At 67.1% G+C, this 18,522-nt stretch carries 18 protein-coding genes; 12 read left to right on the plus strand and 6 right to left on the minus strand.

Annotated elements, in window-relative coordinates; genetic code table 11:
• Positions 1-93: 93 nt before the first annotated feature.
• The 5 genes from cysD (at position 94) to RPR59_RS11270 (ending at position 5,143) form a co-directional block, all read left to right on the plus strand.
• Positions 94-993, plus strand: coding sequence for a sulfate adenylyltransferase subunit CysD (gene cysD / locus RPR59_RS11250; RefSeq protein WP_313914075.1), 900 nt, complete (start codon positions 94-96; stop codon positions 991-993).
• On the plus strand, positions 993-2,918 hold the full coding sequence (gene cysN, locus RPR59_RS11255) for a sulfate adenylyltransferase subunit CysN (protein WP_313914077.1): 1,926 nt from the start codon (positions 993-995) through the stop codon (positions 2,916-2,918). The genes cysD and cysN overlap by 1 nt, the downstream gene beginning before the upstream one ends.
• Entirely contained in the window at positions 2,915-3,649 is a 735-nt protein-coding gene (locus RPR59_RS11260; RefSeq protein WP_313914079.1) for a 3'(2'),5'-bisphosphate nucleotidase CysQ, read from the plus strand. The genes cysN and RPR59_RS11260 overlap by 4 nt, the downstream gene beginning before the upstream one ends.
• 139 nt (positions 3,650-3,788) lie before the next feature.
• On the plus strand, positions 3,789-4,220 hold the full coding sequence (locus RPR59_RS11265; protein ID WP_313914080.1) for a hypothetical protein: 432 nt from the start codon (positions 3,789-3,791) through the stop codon (positions 4,218-4,220).
• Between the two features lie 47 nt (positions 4,221-4,267).
• Positions 4,268-5,143, plus strand: a complete 876-nt coding sequence (locus RPR59_RS11270; protein ID WP_313914082.1) for an HpcH/HpaI aldolase/citrate lyase family protein — start codon at positions 4,268-4,270, stop codon at positions 5,141-5,143.
• 34 nt (positions 5,144-5,177) lie between these two features.
• Here the strand turns inward: RPR59_RS11270 and glmS are convergent, their stop codons facing one another.
• On the minus strand, positions 5,178-7,001 hold the full coding sequence (gene glmS, locus RPR59_RS11275) for a glutamine--fructose-6-phosphate transaminase (isomerizing) (protein WP_313914085.1): 1,824 nt from the start codon (positions 6,999-7,001) through the stop codon (positions 5,178-5,180).
• Between the two features lie 7 nt (positions 7,002-7,008).
• Entirely contained in the window at positions 7,009-8,373 is a 1,365-nt protein-coding gene (gene glmU / locus RPR59_RS11280; protein ID WP_313914087.1) for a bifunctional UDP-N-acetylglucosamine diphosphorylase/glucosamine-1-phosphate N-acetyltransferase GlmU, read from the minus strand.
• 62 nt (positions 8,374-8,435) lie between these two features.
• Here glmU and gph point away from each other — a divergent pair, with 62 nt between their 5' ends.
• A complete protein-coding gene (gene gph / locus RPR59_RS11285; RefSeq protein ID WP_313914089.1) occupies positions 8,436-9,104 on the plus strand; it encodes a phosphoglycolate phosphatase in 669 nt (222 codons plus the stop codon).
• 167 nt (positions 9,105-9,271) lie between these two features.
• On the opposite strand, the gene RPR59_RS11290 is transcribed toward gph, so the two are convergent.
• Genes RPR59_RS11290 through RPR59_RS11305 form a run of 4 tightly spaced genes read right to left on the minus strand, consistent with a single transcriptional unit; the run spans position 9,272 to position 11,850 of the window.
• Positions 9,272-10,279 carry a nucleotidyltransferase domain-containing protein gene (locus tag RPR59_RS11290; RefSeq protein WP_313914091.1) on the minus strand — a complete coding sequence of 336 codons (1,008 nt, stop codon included), beginning with the start codon at positions 10,277-10,279 and terminating at the stop codon, positions 9,272-9,274.
• Positions 10,276-11,139, minus strand: a complete 864-nt coding sequence (locus tag RPR59_RS11295) for an HprK-related kinase A (protein WP_313914092.1) — start codon at positions 11,137-11,139, stop codon at positions 10,276-10,278. The genes RPR59_RS11290 and RPR59_RS11295 overlap by 4 nt, the downstream gene beginning before the upstream one ends.
• Complete coding sequence (locus RPR59_RS11300; protein ID WP_313914095.1) at positions 11,136-11,414, minus strand: HPr-rel-A system PqqD family peptide chaperone; 279 nt, start codon at positions 11,412-11,414, stop codon at positions 11,136-11,138. The genes RPR59_RS11295 and RPR59_RS11300 overlap by 4 nt, the downstream gene beginning before the upstream one ends.
• Before the next feature lie 40 nt (positions 11,415-11,454).
• Positions 11,455-11,850 carry a hypothetical protein gene (locus tag RPR59_RS11305; RefSeq protein WP_313914097.1) on the minus strand — a complete coding sequence of 132 codons (396 nt, stop codon included), beginning with the start codon at positions 11,848-11,850 and terminating at the stop codon, positions 11,455-11,457.
• A 106-nt stretch (positions 11,851-11,956) separates the two neighbouring features.
• Here RPR59_RS11305 and RPR59_RS11310 point away from each other — a divergent pair, with 106 nt between their 5' ends.
• The 6 genes from RPR59_RS11310 to phoU all read left to right on the plus strand — a co-directional run bounded on the left by RPR59_RS11310 (position 11,957) and on the right by phoU (position 18,521).
• On the plus strand, positions 11,957-13,231 hold the full coding sequence (locus tag RPR59_RS11310; protein ID WP_313914099.1) for an ATP-binding protein: 1,275 nt from the start codon (positions 11,957-11,959) through the stop codon (positions 13,229-13,231).
• 22 nt (positions 13,232-13,253) lie between these two features.
• Positions 13,254-14,276: a substrate-binding domain-containing protein gene (locus RPR59_RS11315; protein ID WP_313914101.1), complete on the plus strand. Its 1,023-nt coding sequence runs from the start codon at positions 13,254-13,256 to the stop codon at positions 14,274-14,276.
• Between the two features lie 47 nt (positions 14,277-14,323).
• Positions 14,324-15,700 (plus strand): phosphate ABC transporter permease subunit PstC, encoded by a 1,377-nt coding sequence (gene pstC / locus RPR59_RS11320; RefSeq protein WP_313914103.1) that lies wholly within the window; start codon positions 14,324-14,326, stop codon positions 15,698-15,700.
• Positions 15,693-16,985 (plus strand): phosphate ABC transporter permease PstA, encoded by a 1,293-nt coding sequence (pstA, locus tag RPR59_RS11325; protein WP_313914105.1) that lies wholly within the window; start codon positions 15,693-15,695, stop codon positions 16,983-16,985. Before pstC ends, pstA begins: the two co-directional genes overlap by 8 nt.
• 77 nt (positions 16,986-17,062) lie before the next feature.
• Positions 17,063-17,809: a phosphate ABC transporter ATP-binding protein PstB gene (pstB, locus tag RPR59_RS11330; protein ID WP_432280315.1), complete on the plus strand. Its 747-nt coding sequence runs from the start codon at positions 17,063-17,065 to the stop codon at positions 17,807-17,809.
• 16 nt (positions 17,810-17,825) lie between these two features.
• Positions 17,826-18,521, plus strand: a complete 696-nt coding sequence (gene phoU, locus RPR59_RS11335) for a phosphate signaling complex protein PhoU (protein WP_313914109.1) — start codon at positions 17,826-17,828, stop codon at positions 18,519-18,521.
• Position 18,522 lies beyond the last annotated feature (1 nt).

An 18,522-nucleotide genomic window follows, 5' to 3' on the forward strand; every position in this document is an offset into this window, starting at 1 on the left:
GCTTGGATCGCGTCTAGATATCATTCTTTGTGCGTATTGACGGGTGCGGGCATTGGTGCAGCACTCCTACCCCTGGGCAACCGCGTGGTATCCATGGCAAAACTAACCCATCTTCAGCGCCTCGAGGCGGAAGCGATCCACATCATCCGGGAAGTGGCGGCAGAGGCCGAACGACCGGTGATGCTCTATTCGGTCGGCAAGGATTCGGCGGTGATGCTGCACCTGGCGCGCAAGGCCTTCTATCCGGCGCCACCGCCCTTCCCGCTCCTGCACGTCGACACGACCTGGAAGTTCCAGGACATGTACCGGCTGCGCGACAAGGCGGCGCGGGACGCCGGCATGGAACTGATCGTCCACCACAATCCGGAGGCGCAGGCGAAGGGCATCAATCCGTTCGACCACGGCGCGCTCCATACGGATATGTGGAAGACCGAAGGGCTGAAGCAGGCGCTCGACAAGCACGGCTTCGACGCCGCGTTCGGCGGCGCCCGGCGCGACGAGGAGGCATCGCGGGCGAAGGAGCGCATCTTCTCCTTCCGCACCGCCTCGCACCGCTGGGATCCGAAGGGGCAGCGCCCGGAGCTGTGGCACCTCTATAATGCGCGCAAGAACAAGGGCGAGAGCATCCGCGTCTTCCCTTTGTCGAACTGGACCGAACTCGACATCTGGCAATATATCCTGGCCGAGGACATCGAGATCGTCCCGCTATACCTCGCGCGACCGCGCCCGACCGTGGAGCGGGACGGCCTGATCCTGATGGTCGACGACGACCGCTTTCGGCTGGCCGAGGGCGAGACGCCGGTCATGCGTTCGATCCGCTTCCGCACGCTCGGCTGCTATCCGCTGACCGGCGCGGTGGAGAGCGAGGCGGCAACGCTGACCGAGGTGATCCAGGAAATGCTGCTGACGACGACCAGCGAGCGGCAGGGCCGCGCCATCGACCGCGACCAGCCGGCGTCGATGGAGAAGAAGAAGCAGGAAGGATATTTCTGATGACGGTGCAGGAATCGAGCTATCGCGTCGACGCCCTGATCGCCGAGGATATCGACGCATATCTGGCGCTGCATCAGAACAAGTCGCTGCTGCGCTTCATCACCTGCGGATCGGTGGACGACGGCAAGTCCACGCTGATCGGCCGCCTGCTCTATGATTCGAAGATGATCTTCGAGGATCAGCTCGCAAGCCTGGAAGCCGATTCCAGGCGCGTCGGAACGCAGGGAGCGAACATCGATTTCGCGCTTCTGGTCGACGGGCTGGCGGCGGAACGCGAACAGGGCATCACGATCGACGTCGCCTACCGCTTCTTCGCCACGGAGAAGCGCAAGTTCATCGTCGCCGATACGCCGGGCCACGAACAATATACCCGCAACATGGTGACCGGCGCATCCACCGCCGATGCCGCGGTGATCCTGATCGACGCGCGCAAGGGCGTGCTGACCCAGACCCGGCGGCACAGCTATCTCGCCCATCTGCTGGGCATCCGCCATCTGATCCTGGCCGTGAACAAGATGGACCTGGTCGCCTATGACCAGGGTGTGTTCGACGACATCGTCGCGGACTACCGCGCATTTGCGGACTCCATCGGCATCGGGGACTTCACCGCGATTCCGATCTCCGGGCTGGCGGGCGACAATATCGCGGCGCCGTCGGACCATACCGACTGGTATGCCGGCCGGACGCTGATGGAAACACTGGAGACGCTGGAGGTCGCCACCGCGGTCGAGAGCGACCGCCCGTTCCGCATGCCGGTGCAATGGGTCAATCGCCCCGATCTGGACTTTCGCGGCTTTTCCGGCCTGATCGCCAGCGGCACGATCGCGCCTGGCGACGACGTGCGTATCCTGCCGTCGGGGCGCACGACCCGCGTCAAGCGGATCGTGACGATGGACGGCGACCTCGATCGCGCCGGCGCCGGTCAGTCGGTGACGATCACCCTGGCCGACGAGATCGACTGCAGCCGCGGCGATGTGATTGCGGCCGCCGATGACCCGCCCCAGGCCGCGGACCAGTTCGAGGCGACGCTCGTCTGGATGGCGTCTGAGGAGTTGCTGCCAGGCCGCGGCTATTGGCTGAAGCTCGGCACACAGACCGTTTCCGCCACTGTGCAGCAGCCGAAATATGCGATCGACGTCAACACGCTGGCGGAGCTGTCGCAAAAGACGCTAGGCCTCAACGATATCGGCGTGGCCGAGGTCTATACGGACCGCGACGTCGTCTTCGAACCCTATGACACCAACCGCGAGCTCGGCGGGTTCATCCTGATCGACAAGGTGACGAATGCCACCGTTGCGGCGGGCATGCTGCATTTCGCCCTGCGGCGCAGCCAGAACGTGCACTGGCAGGCGCTGGAGGTCACGCGCGAGGCACATGCCGGTCAGAAGCATCAACGCGCGCGGGTGTTGTGGTTCACCGGGTTTTCGGGGTCGGGCAAATCGACCATCGCCAATATGGTGGAAAAGCGGCTCTTCGCGCTTGGCCGGCACAGCTTCCTGCTGGACGGCGACAATATCCGCCATGGCCTCAACAAGGATCTGGGCTTCACCGAGCAGGACCGGATCGAGAATATCCGGCGCGTGGGCGAAGTGGCCAAGCTGATGACCGATGCGGGCCTGATCGTCCTGACGGCCTTCATTTCCCCCTTCCAGGCCGAGCGGCGCATGGTCCGCTCGATGCTGCCGGAGGGCGACTTCGTCGAAATCTTCGTCGACACGCCGCTGCAGGTCGCGGAAGCGCGCGACGTGAAGGGCCTGTACCGCAAGGCGCGCGCCGGCGAGCTAAAGAATTTCACCGGCATCGACAGCCCCTATGAGGCGCCGGAAACCCCCGAAATCCACATCGACACGACGAAGGAGTCGCCCGAGGACGCGGCCGAACGGATCGTGAAGGCCATTCTCGACGACTGGAGCCCGACCCTGTGACCGACCACGAACTGGCGATCGCCGTCGCCGAAGAAGCCGGCGCCCTGCTGCTCGCATTGCAGCGGTCGGGCCGGGCCGAGGGCCGCGAGCTGGGCGCGCTGGGCGACCGCGAAGCCAACCACGCGATCCTCGCGCGGCTTCGGGCCGAGCGGCCGGACGACTGCATCCTTTCCGAGGAATCGGCCGATGACAAGGCACGCTGCGCACAGGAACGGGCCTGGATCGTCGATCCGCTCGACGGCACGCGCGAATTTTCGGAAGGACGCGACGATTGGGCCGTGCATATCGGCCTGGCGGTGAACGGGATCGCGGAGATCGGCGCCGTCGCCCTTCCCGGATGCGACGCGGTCTATTCGAGTTCGGCCCCGCCCGCTCTGTCGCCCCCGCAATCGCCGCCGCGCATCGTCGTCAGCCGCTCCCGCCCGCCGCGCGAGGCCGAACTCGCCGCCGCGGCCACGGGCGGAACGCTGGTGCCGATGGGCTCCGCCGGGGCGAAGACCATGGCCGTCGTCCGCGGCGACGCGGAAGCCTATATCCATGCCGGCGGGCAGTATGAGTGGGACAGTTGCGCCCCCGTGGCGGTGGCGCGGGCCGCCGGCCTGCACGTATCGCGCATCGACGGATCGCCGCTCGTCTATAACTGCCTCGACGTGTCGCTGCCGGACCTGCTGGTATGCCGCCGCGAATTCGCACAGCCGCTGCTGGAGGCCGTTCGGTCCCGTTCGGACTGAACGCCCTGCCGGCGCTCGCGTTTTTCGCATTGCCGGGTGCGGGCCTGCGCCGCTAATCGCCTGTCGATCGGTCCATGTTCAGGCGGGACTCAGGCGCCGGATGCAGGGTGTCGGCCGATCGATTGAAGGAATTATAGCCGTGCATGAACTCGCTGCCCGCTACCACGCGATGATCGAGTGGATTTCCGGCGGGACGGAAGCCAATGATTCGCTGCTGCACGTCCATGCCGGGCTGGCGCTGATGCTGCTCGCGCGGATCATCACGCGGCGCTCGTTGGGGTCGTTCGTTCCGCTGCTCGTCGTGATCGTCGCCGAAGCGGGCAACGAGATCATGGACCGCATCCATGCCGGAAGCTGGCGCTGGACCGATACGAGCAGCGACATCGTCAACACGCTGTTCTGGCCGGCGGTGATTTGCCTCGGCATCCGCCTGCGGCCGCTGCTGCCGAAGCTGATCGCACGCCACCCGCTTTCGCCGCGCCCGCAGGAGACTTCGCCCGAAATGGCGCATGTGCGGGAGCGATCGGACGACGCTGCTGCGGTTGAAGGAGCGCGCCCGCTCCGCCAATAGGAAGCGGAACGCCGCGAACCGGACGGCGCGAGGGAAGGACGAGGAACATGCCCGCAACGCCGATGACCGCCCGATCGCTCTTGTTCGCGCCGGGCGATTCGGAACGCAAGCTGGCCAAGGCCGGCGCAAGCGGCGCCGATCTGGTGCTGTGCGACCTGGAGGATGCGGTGGCACCCGCCAGCAAACAGGCCGCGCGGGACCTCGTCGCCGACCACCTGCGCGCCGGCGACCGCGTGCAGCCGCAATGGGTGCGGATCAATCCGCTCGACACCGACTATGCGCTGGCCGATCTGGCGGCGATCGTTCCGGCGGCGCCCGACGGCATCATGCTGCCCAAGGCGATGCGCGCCGACGCCGACCGGCTGCACCACTATCTGACCGCGCTGGAAGCCGCTGCCGGTCTGGAAATCGGGCGGATCGCGACGATTGTGGTGGCGACCGAGACCGCGCCGGCGCTGTTCGGGCTGGGCGAGTATGCCGGCTGCCCGCGGTTGTCGGCGCTGACCTGGGGCGCAGAGGATAGCGCAACTGCCCTGGGCGCGACGGGCAACCGCGAGCCGAACGGCGAGTATGCCTTTCCCTATCACCTGTTCCGCTCGCTCTGCCTTGCCGGGGCGGCGGCGGCGGGCGTGACACCGATCGAGACGATCCACGGCGATTTTCGCGATCTGGACGATCTGCGCAGGGTTGCCGAGCGCGCCCGACGCGACGGCTTTCGCGGCATGATGGCGATCCATCCGGCGCAGGTGCCGGTCATCAACGCGGCATTCTCGCCCGCGCCGGCGGAGGTCGAACGGGCCGAGCGCATCGTCGCGGCGTTCGCGGCCAATCCCGGCGCCGGCACGATCGGGCTAGACGGCGAGATGCTGGACATGCCGCACCTGAAGCGCGCCCGCGCGGTGCTGGCGATGCGGCGGGACTGACCGGCGGCCGGCTCGCCCCGATGACGGAGCCGGATTACTCGACCGTGACGCTCTTCGCCAGGTTGCGCGGCTGATCGACGTCGGTGCCCTTTGCCACCGCCACATGGTAAGCGAGGAGTTGCACCGGCACCGCATAGACCAGCGGAGAGATCAGCGGGTGCACCTTGGGCATCTCGATCGTCGCCATGGCGTCCTCACCGGCCTGGCGGATGCCCTCGGCGTCGGAGATCAGCACCACCTGCGCCCCGCGGGCCTGTGCTTCCTGCATATTCGACACGGTCTTTTCAAACCGCGGACCGGACGGCGCGAGCACGATCAGCGGCACATGTTCGTCGATCAGCGCGATGGGCCCGTGCTTCATCTCGCCGGACGCATAGCCTTCCGCGTGGATATAGCTGATTTCCTTGAGCTTGAGCGCACCTTCCAGCGCGAGGGGGAAATCCGACCCGCGGCCGAGATAGAGCACGTCGCGCGCGGCGGCGATGGTATGCGCCATCGCCTCGATCTCCGCATCGTGCGACAGCGCCTCGTTGAGCGCGGCGGGCGTTTCGACCAGATGATGGACGATCTCCGCCTCCTCGGCCGGGCTCAGCTTGCCCTTGGCGCGGGCGAGATTGACCGCAAGCGCCGCCATCACCGCGAGCTGGCAGGTAAACGCCTTGGTCGAGGCCACGCCGATTTCCGGGCCGGCATGGGTGGGCAGCAGCAGGTCCACCTCGCGCGCCATCGAACTGGTCGGCACGTTGATGATGCCCGCCGTGGTGATTCCGGCCTCTTTCATGTGCCGTAGCGCCGCCAGCGTGTCGGCGGTCTCGCCCGATTGCGACACGACGACACCCAGCGTGCCGGGCAGCAGCACCGGATCGCGGTAGCGGAATTCCGAGGCGACATCGACCTCGACCGGCAGGCGCGCGAACTGCTCGATCCAGTATTTGCCGATCATGCCGACATAGCTCGCCGTGCCGCAGGCGATGATCGCCACCCGCTCGATTCCCGCCAGATCGAAATCCATGTCGGGCAGCGAAACCTGCTCCTCCAGCGAGCGGACATAGGATTTCAGCGTCTGCGCCACGACGACCGGCTGCTCGTAGATTTCCTTGAGCATGAAGTGGCGGTGATTGCCCTTGTCGATCAGCGCACCGGTGATGCCCGAAATGGTGACCGGCCGCTCGACGGGATTGTTGTCGCGATCGTAGATCTGCGTGCCTTCGCGCGTGAGGACGGCCCGGTCGCCCTCTTCCAGATAGGCGATCTTCTGCGTCAGCGGGGCCAGCGCGAGCGCATCCGATCCGAGATAGCTTTCCCGGTCTCCGTGCCCGACGACAAGCGGCGAGCCGAGCCGCGCACCGATCAGCAGGTCGGGATGATCGGAAAATAGGATGGCGAGCGCGAACGCGCCGTGGAGCTGCGGCAGGACCGCCGCCACGGCGTCCTGCGGGCTATGGCCGCGATCGAGTTCGCGGTCGATCAGATGTGCGACGACCTCGGTATCGGTCTGGCTCTTGAACGTCCGCCCGTCGGCCACGAGCGCGTCGCGCAACGCCTTGAAATTCTCGATGATGCCGTTGTGCACGACCGTCACGCGCCCCGCCTGGTGCGGATGGGCGTTGTCCTCGGTCGGCGCGCCGTGCGTGGCCCAGCGGGTATGGGCGATGCCGACATTGCCGGGCAGCGGATTCTCCGCCAGCCGCTTGCCGAGATTGACGAGCTTGCCCTCCGCCCGGCGGCGGTCGACCTGCCCTTCATGGATGGTGGCGATCCCGGCCGAATCGTAGCCGCGATATTCCAGCCGCTTCAGTCCGTCGAAGAGGCGGTCCGCGACATCTTCCGTCCCCAGAATTCCGACAATTCCGCACATGCTGTAATCAACCCTTCTTCGCGGCCTTGCGCTCGGCCATCCTTGCCCTGAACCGCTTCGCCCAGCCCGGTTTCGTCTCCTGCGCCCCGCGCGCCAACGTGAGCGCATCGGCTTCCACATCGCGCGTCACGACCGAGCCGGCAGCGACGATCGCGCCGGCGCCGATCGCCACCGGGGCGACGAGCGCGCTGTTGGAGCCGATGAACGCGTCCGCGCCGATCTCGGTGCGGTATTTCAGGAAGCCGTCATAATTGCAGGTGATGGTGCCGGCGCCGATATTCGCGCCGGCGCCTACGGTCGCATCGCCCAGATAGGTGAGGTGACTGGCCTTGGCCCCCTCGCCCAGCCGCGCCTTCTTCACCTCGACGAAATTGCCGACCTTTGCCCGCCGCGCCAGTTCCGCGCCGGGGCGCAGCCTGGCGTACGGGCCGACTTCCGCCTGTTCGCCGATGGTCGCACCCTCGATATGGCTGAAGGCGCGGATCACGGCGCCGTCGCCCACCGCCACGCCGGACCCGAACACGACGTTCGGCTCGATCGTCACGTCGCGCCCGAGCGCGGTGTCGTGTGCGAACCAGACGGTTTCGGGTGCGACGAGGGTAACGCCGTCGGCCATGACCTGCGCGCGCCGGCGCTGTTGCCAGTCGGCCTCGACCGCGGCCAGCTCTGCGCGGCTGTTGACGCCGGCGACTTCCTGCGCGTCCGTCTCTATCACCGCCGAGGCCCTGCCCTCGCCGGCCGCGAGCATCACGATGTCGGGAAGGTAATATTCCCCCGCCGCATTGTCGTTGCCGACGCGGGCGAGCAGCGCGAACAGATCGCGCGCGCGCGCCGCCATCAGACCCGAATTGCACAGCGTTTCCGCCCGCTCCTCGGGCGTCGCGTCCTTGAACTCTACCATGCGCGCGATCCGGTCGGTCCCCGGCTCCACGATCACGCGGCCGTACGCGGCGGGATCGGCCGGGCGAAAGCCGAGCACCACGGCAGCCGGCGCATCATCGTCGTGCAGGCGGTCGATCATGCGTCGCATCGTTTCCGGGCTTACCAGCGGAACGTCGCCGTACAGGATCAATACGTCGCCGTCGAAATCGCCCAGCGCTTCCTCTGCCTGCGCCACGGCGTGACCGGTGCCGAGCTGTTCCGCCTGGTGCGCGACGGCGATGTCGAGCGGCGCCACCGCCGCTTCCACCTGTTCGCGCGCGGCGCCGACCACGACGACCGTGCGCGCGGGCGACAGATCCGACACGCTGTCGACCAGATGCAGCAGCATCGGCCGGCCGGCGACCGGATGCAGCACCTTGTGCACATCGGACTTCATCCGGGTCCCCTTGCCCGCGGCAAGGATGACGGCGGCGATGGGTAAAGCATTCATATCGCGTCCCACTGCCACGATTGCCTTGCCAATGCCATAGGCCGACTGGCAAGCGCACTTCCATGCAGCCCATCGCCTATGACATCATCGGTTTCGACCTCGACGGCACGCTGGTCGACACCAGCGAAGACATCATGGCCGCGGTCAATCATGCCCTTGCCGACATCGGCCGCGGGCCGCTGGATCGCGCGACCGTGGAACACCTGATCGGCGGCGGAACGGTCAGGATGCTGACCCGCGCGGCTCAGCGCGGCGGTTCGCTTGACGATGTCGATATCGACGCCCTCCACGAACGCTTCCGCGACTATTACAAGGCGCATATTGCGGTCCACAGCCACCCCTATCCCGGCGTTGCCGAAACCCTGGATGCCCTGCGCGACGTCGGCCTGACGCTTGGCGTGGCCACCAACAAGGGCGAGGCGATGGCCGACCGGCTGCTTTCCGCGATCGGGCTGCGCGACCGGTTCGCCTGTCTGATCGGCGGCGACACGCTGGCGCACGGCAAGCCGCACCCGGCGATGCTGGAAGAACTGACCCGGCGCTGCGGCGGCGGGCGCACGGCTTATGTCGGCGATTCGGAATATGACGTGCAGGCGGCGCGCAACGCCGGCGTGCCCGTCGTGGTGATGAGCTTCGGCTATGCCAACCTGCCCGCGCTCGATCTCGGCGCCGACGCCGTCCTCGACCGGTTCGACGAACTGCCGGGCAGGCTGGCGCGGCTGGGCGGCTAGGCCGGACGCCCCGAAATCGCCTCCGACGCCCCAATCAAGGCGACGGTTCCTCCCCTGAAAGGGGAGGTGGCAGTCCGAAGGACTGACGGAGAGGTTTCCCCGTCGGCCGTAATACCCACCACTGCACGATGCGCGGTCCCCGCCCCCTTCGGAGCAGGAACTGCTTGTCATGCGACCGGGCGATGTCCCTTGCGCCATTTGGTCCACAGATGGCGCGCAAGCATGCCCGGCGGCATCCGCAGCAGGTGCGAACGCATGTAGAACCCCTCCTCCAGCAGCCGATTCGTCGCGCGACCCCAACCATCACGCGACGACAATCTGCGCCGGAACAGCCAATCGGCCGGACGAAGGTGTCGCCACCCGTCGGGCACGTCGGTGCCATAGAGGTGGTGCGATAGACGCACGGCGCGCAGCACCGGTTCGCGAAGCCCGTGCCGTTCCGCCCGCGCGGCGAGGCCGTCCGTACCCAGATCCCCGATCAGGCAGTGGATATCCCACAGGTTGCGCAACCCGCCGGCCAGATCGCCGTCGGCGAACAGATGGGCGGCCGCATGGCAGATCATGTCCGATCCACCGAGCACGCGCAGTCCGCCATCCAGCACTTCGCTGTCCGCGATCAGCGCCTCGGCGTCGGGCGTAACCCGCGCGGTAAGCGGCAGGATCGTGTGGTGGACGTCGATCATCGCATCGCGGTCGCGGTGGATGAGCGGCGGCAGTTCGTGCATCCAGCGCCGGTAATAGGCGTCGTCATACGGATCCGGCTTCACCCATTCCCAGCCCGCCGCCAGCAGCGCGCGCTCGACCTCTCCGATCCGCGCTTTCGGCACCAGGATGTCGCAATCGCCGATCGCGCGGCCCCGGCCTGCGGCCAGGCCCGCGGCGGCATAGGCCGTGCCCTTCAACAGGATGACGGGTACGCCCAGCGGGGCCAGGGCGCGACGCGTCGCCTCCGCCTCCCACAAAGCCGTGCGGCGCCCCTCGCGGGCGGAAAAGCGCGCATCGGCGAGGATCCGTTCCGCTGCGTCCGGCAGGCGCAGTCCGGCGCAGCGCTCCGCCAGCGTGCCGATCAGCCGTTCCGCCCGCGCCGCGGCGATCAGCGCGTTCCAGCCGGAAGCATCGAGCGCGGTGACGCACGCCGGATCGCGCAGCGCCGCGATCAGCAGATGCGCGCTCACGCCGCCGCCTCCCACGCCGCCTCGACCAGCGCGAGCGCGCTTTCGGCATCGGGATAGTCGATCGCGCGCGCCGGAACCTCCGTCACCAGCCGGGTGAGCGTCTCGAAACCGGGCTCGCCGAGCGCGGTGTAGTTCGTCGACGCCTGGGTCAGCCGGACGAACGTCTCGCTGGGCGGGACGGCGCGCATGTCCCGGCGATGCCCGAAGGCGGGAAAGAGGATCACCGCCGGGCGGGCGGGCTCCGCCATGCGCGCGATGGCCTGCGCATCGGGAACCAGATGGCGGATATCGCCCTTCGGCGTATCCGGCAGGGCCGGGCCGAATCGGCCGCCAGGCATCGCGGCGCGCACCACCGCTACGCTTTCGTTCTTCAGGCTGATGAGACGCGGAAAGGCGTGGACGAGGCCGGTTTCGGGATCGAGCAGCGCGAACTCGTCGCCCATCAGCCGCCAGCCGCGCGCCATCAGCAGCGCGGCGAGCGTCGATTTGCCCGCACCGGACAGGCCGGTCATCACCAGCGCGCGGCCGTCGCGCTCCACCGCCGATGCGTGGAGGAGAAGATAGCGCCGCTGCGCCAGCGCCATTTGCAGGTTCATGCCCATTTCCGCCGCGAGCAGGCCGAGCCGCAGCGGCAGCGGCGCGGCATCGGGGATGACATAGTCTCCGCCGATCGTCACCGCCGGCCGGATCACCCGCCGCCACGGCCGCGCGGCATGCAGGCGCACGGTGAAATCGGGAATGCCGTCCGCAGGCGCGGGATAATCGCGGTAGAGCGATTCGAGCTGCGCGACGGGCGCGCGCCAGTCGGACCCGACCCGGAACCCGACGGGACCGATGCGGACCGCGAAAACGTGCCTCACAGGCGCTCGACCAGGCCGGCCGCCTCCAGCTCGCCGAGCCGGGCGAGCAGCGCCTCGCGATCGCCGGCGGCAAGATCGAAACGTTCGGACAGCCGGGCGAGCAGCGTCGCGACGTCCGTCGGATCGGGGCCGAGGCTTTCCAGGATCTCCGGCACCGGCGACGCTACGACATGCGTCCGGCCCGACGGGCGGTGAAAGATGGCGACCATGGAATCGAGCGGCCGCATCACCAGCATGTCGGGCGGTGGCGCGCGAAAACGGTCGAAACCATCCATGGTCGGACTGTGCCGGACGATCGTTCGCGTGTCGAGCGGCTCAGCCGCGCGGCATCTGCAACGAGGCGAAGCAGGTGAAACCGCTCGTGCCTGCCTGAAGCCTGCGGATATACTGGGTATATGCCTGGCTGGTGGCGTAATCCGTGCCCGGCAGCGTGCCGCCGGCGAGCGCCTTTCGTACGTCCTCGCCCTGGAACGGCATCGGCGCCGGCGGAAAGGCGCCGGGCGTGCCGGCGGGCACGACCGAGCCGTCGGCGGCGATGTAGGAGCCGGCGCGCCCCGGATCGGGCACGGGAATCTCGCACGTCGATACGGACGCGGCCGTCTGGGCCAGCGCCGGGCGGATCGATATGATCGCGCTCGCGCCGACCGCGCCCAGCATCAACGTGCGGCGGCCGGTCGAAACCGGTTCGGGCAAAGGCGTTTCATCCGACATCGTGCCTACCGTCTTATCCGCACCGGCCTTACGCAATGGTAAAAGATCGTTAAAAGACGCGCCTCACCCGTACTCCGACCATTTCCGGGAAATAGCGGCGAACAGGATGCAGCAATATTTCGAACCCCGCCCCGTGCTGGCCCTGCTGATCGTGGCCGGCTGCGCACTTGCGGGAGTGGCGATCGGCGCGGATACCGACGCGATCGTCATCGCCCTGGTCGGTGGCGTGGCCGCCGTGCTGACGGCCGCCGGCGCCGGGCGGATCGGCGCCGACGAACCCGCGGCCGATGCGGGCGGGGAGCGCCAGAGGACCGCGGATGCCACCGATATCCTGGAAGCGGTCAGCGAGCCGGTCCTGGTGGTAGCCGACAACCGCGTGTACCGCGCCAACAAGGCGGCGCACGACCTGCTCGGCAACCATATCCTGGGCGAGGACGTCCGCCTCGCCATCCGCCACCCCGCTGCGGCGGCGGGACTGCTGAAGAACGCGGCACGCGAGCGCGAGGAACCGGTCCATCTCGTCGGTCTGGGCCAGCGCGACCAGCGCTGGGAGATGCGCGTCCACCCCGCCGGAGAGGGCGTGCGGATCGTCCATCTGGTCGACCGTACCACCAGCTATGCCGCGGAGCGTATGCGCGTCGATTTCGTCGCCAATGCCAGCCACGAACTGCGGACACCGCTCGCCTCGCTTATCGGCTTCATCGAGACGCTGACCGAGGAGGCCGGCGAGGATCCGGAGACGCGCACGCGATTTCTCAGGATCATGCTCGATGAGGCGGTGCGCATGCAGCGGCTGGTCGACGATCTGATGAGCCTCTCGCGCATCGAGGCGATGAAATATCGCGAGCCCGACGCGCGAATCGACCTCCATGCCCTGACGACGGAGGTCCACGACCAGATCGTCGCCACCGAAGCGCCGCGCGCTGCCGACCTGCTGCTGGAACTCGATGCGGTCCGCCCGGTTCGCGGCGACCGGGCGCAGCTTTCGCAACTGCTGCACAACATCATCGGCAACGCGATGAAATACGGCCGGAAGGACACGCCGGTACGCATCCGCCTGACCGCGGCGGAAGGCGATATGGTGCGGCTGCAGGTCGCCGACGAGGGCGACGGCATCGCGCCCGAACATCTGCCGCGGCTGACCGAGCGGTTCTACCGGGTCGATTCGGGCCGCAGCCGCGCGGGCGGCGGCACCGGGCTGGGCCTCGCCATCGTCAAGCATATCGTCGAGGGCCATCGCGGCCGGCTCGACATCGCGAGCACGCCGGGGCGCGGCACGCAGGTCACGGTTTTGCTGCCGCCGGCGCCGCTGTCATCAAGACGTAATGTAAATGCAACAGACGGCATCGCGACGAACGATCACCGTTCGGCACCATCTTGATGCATCATCCAGGGGAAACAGCATGATCCGCCGCATGGCGCTGATCGCCACCATCAGCCTCGCACTCGCCGCGTGCGGCCAGCAATCCGGCCGCGACTATATCAAGATCGTGGGATCTTCGACCGTCTATCCCTTCTCGACGGTCGTGGCCGAGCAGATGGTGAACCAAAATCCGTCGCTGAAGACGCCGGTAATCGAATCGACCGGCACCGGCGGCGGCATGAAGCTGTTCTGCGGCGGCGTCGGGGTGGAACATCCCGACATCGCCGATGCGTCCCGTCCGATGACACCGTCGGAATATGAAACGTGCCGCGCAAACGGCGTCGACGGCATCATGAAGATTCAGGTCGGCGTCGACGGCATCGCATTCGCCGAATCGAACGAAGGCCCGAAATTCGCGCTGAGCACGGCGCAAATCTACAAGGCGCTGGCCGCCAACCCGATGGGCAAGCCCAATCCGTACAAGTTCTGGGACGACATCGATCCCTCGCTGCCGCACCAGCCGATCCAGGTCTTCGGGCCGCCCTCGACCAGCGGCACGCGCGATGCGCTCGCCGAACTGATCCTCGCCAAGGGGTGCGAGGAAGTGGACCCGCAGGCAGCCTCGCTGGAAGGCGACGCGTTCGACGAGCGCTGCAAGCGCATCCGCGAGGATGGCGCCTATGTCGACAAGGGCGAGAATGACAACATGATCGTCCAGAACCTGAACGTCAGCCCAAACGCGATCGGCATTTTCGGCTACAGCTATCTCGAGGAAAATCGCGATCGGATCCACGGCATCACGATCGACGGCGTCGAACCGACCTACAAGAATATCGCGAGCGGCGACTATCCGGGTTCGCGGCCGCTGTTCATCTATGTGAAGAAACAGCATCTGGACGCCGTGCCGGGCATCAAGCAGTTCCTGGACGAATATGCCGAATCCTGGGGCCCGAAGGGGCCGCTGGTCGCCAAGGGAATGATCGCGGCGCCGGAATCGGTTAGGGCGCAGAGCCGGAAGATCATCGATCAGGGCATCACGCTCGATCCCTCGACGCTGAAATAAGCGCGGGCGGCCGCGGCCGCCCGCAGCCAACCGCTGGAGCATCCGGTTTGAGTTCGCTCGCACTCCTGTTCATCATCTGCGGCCTGGGGCTGATCGCATGGCTGACGGCGCGGGCCAGGGCGGCGCGCTTCGCCACGCGCGGGCCGGACCGCCGGCATTCGCTGCCCGGCCAGCATGGCTGGTACATGGCGATGTGGACGGCGATCCCCGCCCTCCTCTTCCTCGGCATATGGGCCAGCGTCTCGCCCGCGCTCGTCACGCAGGAGGTGCTGGAGGCACCGGCGGCGCAGAGCCTGCCCTCCTTCGGCTTCCAGCGCGATTCGATCCTGGCGGAAGCGCGCGCGATCGCGGGCGGCGATACGTTCGGTGCCTTCAACGACGAGGCGGCGGCGCTGGCGCCCGCTTATGGCGCGGCGCAGTCCAGATATGCCTGGATCGGCACGGCACTGACGCTGCTGCTGGCCTTTGCCGGCGGCGCCTATGCCTATAGCCGGGTCAGTCCCGCTTTTCGCGCGCGGACCCGGGTCGAGCGGTCGGTGATGATCCTGCTGCTGATCGCCTCGCTGATCGCGATCCTGACGACGGTCGGCATCTTCGTGTCGCTGCTCGTGGAATCGGCGCGCTTCTTTTCGGTGGTGCCGATCACCGACTTCCTGTTCGGCACGCATTGGAGCCCACAGGTCATCTCGTCGACCGATCCGGGCGAATCGCTTGGCGCGGTGCCGCTGTTCTGGGGCACCTTCTTCATCGGCGCGGTGATCGCGATGATCGTGGCCATCCCCTTCGGCCTGATGAGCGCGATCTACCTGACGCAATATGCCGCGCCGTCCGTGCGCAAATGGATGAAGCCGGTGCTGGAGATTCTCGCCGGCGTGCCCACCGTGGTCTACGGCTATTTCGCGGCGCTCACCGTGGCGCCGGCGGTGCGCGACTTCGCGGTCGCGATCGGATTCGAATATGCGAGCGCCGAAAGCGCGCTGGCGGCCGGGCTGGTGATGGGCGTGATGATCATTCCCTTTGTCTCGTCCATGGCCGACGATTCGATCGCCGCGGTGCCGAGCGCCATGCGCGACGGTTCGCTCGCCATGGGCGCCACGCGGTCGGAGACGATCACCAAGGTGCTGTTGCCCGCCTCCCTGCCCGGTGTCGTGGCGGGCATGCTGCTCGCTGTCAGCCGGGCGATCGGCGAGACGATGATCGTGGTGATGGCGGCCTCCGGCGCCGCGACGATCACGCTGAACCCGTTCGAGAGCGCCACCACCGTCACCAAGCAGATCGTCGACCTGCTGACCGGCGAGGCCGCGTTCGACAGCCCCAAGACGCTAGCCGCCTTCGCGCTGGGCCTGACGCTTTTCCTGATCACCTTCCTGCTCAACATCGTCGCGCTGCGCGTGGTGAAGAAATATCGCGAAGCCTATGAGTGACATGATGCCTTCCGGCCCCGCAACCCCGTTCGCGGAAAACCGCGCACCCACCGACTGGACGTCGCGGGCGATGACGCGGCGCATCCGCCGGCGCTATGCCGCGGAGCGCAGGTTTCGCTTCTTCGGCCTCGCCGCCGTCATATTGTCCGCCTGTTTCCTGGCGTTCCTGTTGATCACGATGGTTTCGAACGGTCTGGGCGGGTTCATGCGCCACGAAGTGCGCGTGCCGATCGACTTCGCCCGGGCAGAGCTGAACGTGACGCCGGAACAGCTTCGCGGACGCGGCGCGGACCTCGCGCTCGCCGGTGCGGGGCTGGAGGAACTCACCGGAAATGCCGCCCGGGCGGCATTCGGACCCAATGGTGCCGATGCGCTCGCCACCAGTGCCTGGACCGAGGTGCGCAAGGCCTTGAAGGACGATCCCTCCCTAGTCGGCCGCAGCGCGGCCATCAGCCTGCCGGTCAACGCCGATATCGAAAGCGCGATCAAGGGCAGCGGGTCGCCCGAAGCGGAGGCGTTGCTGTCGCGCATCACCGCCGCCGATGCGCTCGACAGCGGGTTCGACGGGGGCTTCCTGACCGAGGCCGATGCGACGGATTCGACCGCCGTCGGCATCTGGGGCGCGGTGAAGGGGTCGCTGTTCACCATGCTGGTCACGCTGGTCATCGCCTTTCCGATCGGCGTGCTGTCGGCGGTCTATCTCGAGGAATATGCCCCGCGGAACCGCTGGACCGACCTGATCGAGGTGTCGATCAACAACCTGGCGGCAGTGCCGTCGATCATCTTCGGCCTGCTGGGCCTGGCGGTGTTCCTGAGCGTCTTCCACCTGCCGCGTTCGGCGTCGCTCGTCGGCGGCCTGACGCTGGCGCTGATGATCATGCCGGTCATCGTGATCGCCAGCCGCAACGCGATCAAGGCGGTGCCACCTTCGATCCGCGACGCAGCGCTGGGCGTCGGCGCCAGCCGCGTGCAGGTCGTGTTTCACCACGTATTGCCGCTGGCGCTGCCCGGCATCCTGACCGGTACGATCATCGGCATGGCGCGCGCGCTGGGCGAAACGGCGCCGCTTTTGATGATCGGCATGCGCGCCTTCATCGCCACCCCGCCGGGCGGCGTGACCGACCCGGCGACCGTGCTGCCGGTCCAGATCTTTCTTTGGTCGGACCAGGTCGGCCGCGGCTTCGTCGAACGCACTTCCGCCGCGATCATCGTGCTGCTTGCATTCCTGCTCGCAATGAACGCGCTCGCTATCTATCTTCGCAACCGTTTCGAGACACGCTGGTAATGACCGATACCGAAACCGCCACCGCGCCCGCCGTCCCGACGGACAGGACAGCCGCGCCCAAGCCTTCCTCGATCAAGATGACCGCGCGGGACGTGAACGTATTCTACGGCCAGACGCACGCCATCAAGGACGTTTCGATCGACGTGGACCTGGAAAACGTGACCGCGTTCATCGGCCCGTCGGGCTGCGGCAAGTCCACCTTTCTGCGCACGCTGAACCGCATGAACGACACCATCGCGATCGCGAAGGTGACGGGCGACATCACGCTGGACGGCGAGGATGTCTATGCCCCCGAGATGGACGTGGTGCAGCTTCGCGCCCGTGTCGGCATGGTGTTCCAGAAGCCGAATCCGTTCCCCAAGTCGATCTTCGAGAACGTCGCTTACGGCCCGCGCATCCACGGCCTGGCCGCTTCGAAACAGGCCCTGGAACAGATCGTCGAGCAGTCGCTGAAGCGCGCCGGCCTGTGGGAAGAGGTGAAGGACCGCCTGTCGGACAGCGGCACCGCCCTGTCCGGCGGCCAGCAGCAGCGACTGTGCATCGCGCGCGCGATCGCGGTCGACCCGGAAGTGATCCTGATGGACGAGCCCTGCTCGGCGCTCGATCCGATCGCGACGGCGAAGATCGAGGAATTGATCCACGCGCTGCGCGGCAAATACGCGATCGTGATCGTCACCCACAATATGCAGCAGGCGGCGCGCGTGTCGCAGAAAACGGCCTTCTTCCACCTCGGCAATCTGGTGGAATACGGCGAAACCTCGGAAATCTTCACCAATCCGCACGAAGAGCGGACGAAGGATTATATCACCGGCCGATACGGCTGAGTTAGGCAAAAATGCGATGAGCGAACATACGGTAAAAGCCTTCGACGATGATATCGGCGAACTGCGCGGGCTGATCGCGCAGATGGGCGGACTTGCGGAAGCGGCGATCGAACAGGCGATGGACGCGCTGAAGCGGCACGACCTCACCGCCGCGGCGACGATCGTCGAGGGCGACAAGAAGATCGATGAGCTGGAAACCGAGGTGGAACGCCTTGCCGTCCGCCTCATGGCGCTGCGCGCGCCGATGGCGGACGATCTGCGCGAAGTGGTCGCCGCCCTGAAGATCGCGGGCGTGGTCGAACGCATCGGCGACTATGCCAAGAACATCGCGCGGCGCGTGGCGGCCATCGACGGCAGGAGCCACATAGAGCCGTTGTCGCTGCTGCCGGCGATGGCGGACATGGCGAACGACATGGTCCGCGACGTGCTGGACGCCTTCGCCGCGCGCGATCCCGAGGCGGCACGGCGCGTATGCGAGCGGGACCGCGCGGTCGACGATTTCTATAACTCCATCTTCCGCGCGCTGGTGACCTTCATGATGGAAAATCCGAAATCCATCAGCCAGGCCGCCCATCTGTTGTTCATCGCCAAGAACCTGGAACGCGTCGGCGACCATGCGACCAACGTCGCGGAGATGGTCTATTACGCGGCCACGGGCGAATATCTGGGCGACCGCGATCAAGGCGACACGATCGGGCTGAACGGGGAATGAG

This window comes from Stakelama saccharophila (assembly GCF_032229225.1).
In the GTDB taxonomy this organism is placed as follows: Bacteria; Pseudomonadota; Alphaproteobacteria; order Sphingomonadales; family Sphingomonadaceae; genus Sphingomonas; species Sphingomonas saccharophila.